Genomic DNA, 3350 nt, shown 5'->3' on the forward strand with positions numbered 1-3350 from the left:
GATCAGTTGCATGCCTGCCATGTCGCACAACCGCTTACCAGCAGCATCCAGTAGCCATACCCGATCACCATCAAGCTCGATCAGGTGCTTGTCGAATCCCATAAGTACCTCCGGCCAGAGCCAAACCGCTTCCGTGGATAACTGCTGCCGCCCACAAGCCGAACCGATGGCATGTGGACGGACGGGCGCAGTTACCCACCTCGCCAAGATCCTCTCTCGAATAAGACTTAAGCCCAAAGAAGGGCCTACGGCCCTAAAGCGAGGAGAGGCGCTAAGGCCTTGCCGCTGTCGCTTGACAAGGCTGCGCCCTCCTGCTGAAAACAGGCTTGCGCGACCATGATCGGACTATCGGACTAACCCACCGTTTCCGATGGGCTGCCGCCCCTCTGCACGCTCCGATAGAACACCACCACCCGTACACTGCTCTCCCGATTCTGCCCCTCACCAGAAGGGGCAAGGCCTGTTTTCTCATACCTGCCGGCAGTTGTACTGTGCTGAGGTGCGCCGCTGCGCGTTTGGGTCGTTTGCAGAGTCTCCCCGTTCGACCCGACCACCACACCCAACACGGCAACAAACACTGAGCCAATCCGTGCGGGTACGACAAAGCGCCAAAGGTGGTGGCCTTCGGTAACGGGCGTAGAGAGGGAATACTTGATTGGAAGGCGCCAAGGGCGCTAAACTTATTAGGACTTTAGGTAGCTGCTTCCCTCTACGGAGCCGTTACCAGGTGAAGTCGGTTCCCCAACCGATTACACCTTCGAACAAACCGCCTGCCAGGGCGGTTTTTTCGTTTCTGGACAAAAGGGTACGCTGCCGATGCCGATCGCGTCAACACTGGCGTATTGGTTGTTTTATGAGCAAACGTGAAGATATTGTGCGGAGGTATTTGCCGTCTAAAGCGTATCCGTGTGAAAATAGGCGGGATGCTTGAATGAGCAGTAGCTAGGGGCCCAGCTCCGCTATTGCGAGTAGCAGATAAACTGGGCCTCTATTGTCTGATATTCAACAATGGAGGTGCAAATGGCAACTGATGACTTTATCAACTTGCTTATCGCACTGCTCACTATGCTGAGCATCGCTTTGAAGTATTTTTAATGAAACGTCGTTTTGACGGGCCGCCTTAGGGCGGCTTTTTTTTTGATTTTTTTAATTCCTGACGGAACACCGTCATTGTAACAACCGCAACGCTGTTTACGAGCCCCATTCGGGACTTACTTTCCATTTTTCATCGTTTTTGAGTAAAAAAACGTAACCTTGAGCACAAAAAAAGCCCCATAAGAGTCTTTGTAAAAGACTTTTAAGGCTCGAACGAGCCTCTTTTTGCTCGGTCGAGATCAAGGGGCGCGAATTCTACTCAAGAGGACAGACAATGGCAAACAAGCCCTTGTTACCCCCCCTCCTAATTTGCCCTGGTGTGACAGTCTCTTCGTCATGCTTGGGCAAATTAGGCGGCAAGCGTAGCGCGGCAGTTCCCCCCTTAATATTTTTCGCATGAGAAACTGCGTCCTACCTGGATGAGCAGCCTCCCCTGAAGACCCCCCCCCAAATCAGACACTGTCCGACTTGGAGGATCTTGGCCTTTTTTTGAAAGCCCCGCAGGGCTCCCACTTTGGCACAAAGTGTTAGGAGAACACTTTGGTCACAGATTCAGCTACTTTTTCTGGTACGATTTAGCTGTCCCAAAGGCAGGAGAAAAAGCACCATGGCCCTCTCGTTTTCGTTCGCTATCGACAAGATGCAGGCACCAGCAGCAGGTAGGGCCGAAGGGCATAACGTCCGGCTCCACCCCACAGAAAGCCAACTCAGAAAAGAGGCATGGTTTACCCCTGAAGGGCGTCATAGGGTAGCTCCGTGGCGGCCAGAAGTTCTCGATCGGGCGAAGAAGTTGGCAAAGCGAAAGGATGCAGTGCACGCGATCCAGTTTGTGATCCAGTTAGGCAACCAAACAGACTGGAGATATGAGCCTGAGTACGACTTCCAGGAAGGTCGGCCTATCCCTTCGATTGCAGAGCCAATCAACGCGGCAGCAAAGGGGATCATCGAGTGGGTTACGAAGGAGTTCGGTGAGGACAACTGCGTAGGGATAGACCTCCACACTGACGAAAGCAGCCCCCATTTTCACGTTGTAGTGACTCCAATCAAGGACGGTAAGCTCCAAGCCAAAGCCTGGATGGACGGCCCGAGCAAAGTGGCTGCGCTACGTAAAAGGGCATGGCAGGCCGTTAATGCCCATGTCGCATGTGAATACAAGCCAGGTGCTCCTGGAGGAGCACCACACGATCCAGGGAAAGCAGCCGGAAAAGTTCCTGTGCCGGAACCATCGGTGATCAACAAGGTGACTGGATACAGCAAGGCCAAGGCGCTGGAAGAAGAAAACGCGGCGCTACGGGAAGAGAACTCGCAGCTTAAACAGGCCTTATTTAGCCGGAAAAAGGGGATGTACAGCGCAGGCAGCCTGGAGAAGGCTAAACAGGCAACCGCAGCAGCAGAAAAGGCTCAGAGCGAGCAACAGGCCGCCCTAGCTGAAGCTAGGAGGCTCAGTGCGGAGCTAAAATCCGCCCAAAGCTTGCTGATGAAGCAGGCGATAGAGATCCAGACCCTAGAGGGGTATCGCAATTCACTTTCCGAACAGCTACATGAAGCCGAGGAGCGAATAAGGGAGCTGATCCCATCACAGCCATACCCAGGGTTTCGTCCATGAAGGCCTGGCATGGTGGGAAGGAGCAGCATGCATGGGGGCTCTTGCTGTTCTGCTGCGCCGGGTTAGGCCCTAACGGCTGCTCAAGTCTATCTCGATGCGGCGAAAGCCAATGCCGTGGGCCGTGTTGGCAGCCGCATCGATGGAGGAGAACACACGCCAGCCTCCGCGTTGGCGTTCCACCACTTCGGTACCAGCCTTGCCAAAGCGCACCAAGTGGAGGTGGAACCCTGACCCCATGGGGGTTGGGACGACCATCGCCTTGGAGAACCCCCCCATATCGAACACCGTCTTGGCCTCTTTCTCCTGCATAATCAAATCTCCAATCTGAAACATCAAATAGAAGATTTGATACTACCCCTTCGGGAGCCGAAAGCAATCAATTTGCCAATTCGATTGGTCAAATTCTAAAAATGATTTTCAATCCAGCTCAAGCCCCAGGGCGATGAGGCATTCCCGCCACTTCTGGGCCTCCAAATCGAAGTTGAGTAAGCCCCCTTCAACGCTAATCCGGCTCCCCAAGTCGATCAGTTGCATGCCTGCCATGTCGCACAACCGCTTACCAGCAGCATCCAGTAGCCATACCCGATCACCATCAAGCTCGATCAGGTGCTTGTCGAATCCCATAAGTACCTCCGGCCAGAGCCAAACC

3 protein-coding genes are annotated in these 3350 nt (G+C 53.9%); 1 reads left to right on the forward strand and 2 read right to left on the reverse strand.

All coding sequences use genetic code 11. The features are described from left to right. Positions 1-1702 precede the first annotated feature (1702 nt). The gene (locus tag BN4575_RS20230) at positions 1703-2701 is read left to right on the forward strand and encodes a plasmid recombination protein (protein ID WP_068979553.1); all 999 of its coding nucleotides are present in this window, start codon (positions 1703-1705) and stop codon (positions 2699-2701) included. Positions 2702-2770: 69 nt separating this feature from the next. Here the strand turns inward: BN4575_RS20230 and BN4575_RS20235 are convergent, their stop codons facing one another. Further along, positions 2771-3010, reverse strand: a complete 240-nt coding sequence (locus BN4575_RS20235) for a plasmid replication protein RepB (RefSeq protein WP_068979554.1) — start codon at positions 3008-3010, stop codon at positions 2771-2773. 108 nt (positions 3011-3118) lie between these two features. Further along, positions 3119-3350: hypothetical protein (locus BN4575_RS20240; protein WP_256029037.1), on the reverse strand; the 232-nt coding region annotated here is incomplete at its 5' end.

It is taken from the genome of Aeromonas sp. EERV15 (assembly GCF_900079845.1).
Taxonomy (GTDB): domain Bacteria; phylum Pseudomonadota; class Gammaproteobacteria; order Enterobacterales; family Aeromonadaceae; genus Aeromonas; species Aeromonas sobria.

Bases quoted from the DNA above. Each gene is read 5' to 3' on its own strand.
- BN4575_RS20230 (WP_068979553.1), top strand. From the start codon at position 1,703: ATGGCCCTCTCGTTTTCGTTCGCTATCGACAAGATGCAGGCACCAGCA.
- BN4575_RS20235 (WP_068979554.1), bottom strand. From the start codon at position 3,010: ATGCAGGAGAAAGAGGCCAAGACGGTGTTCGATATGGGGGGGTTCTCC.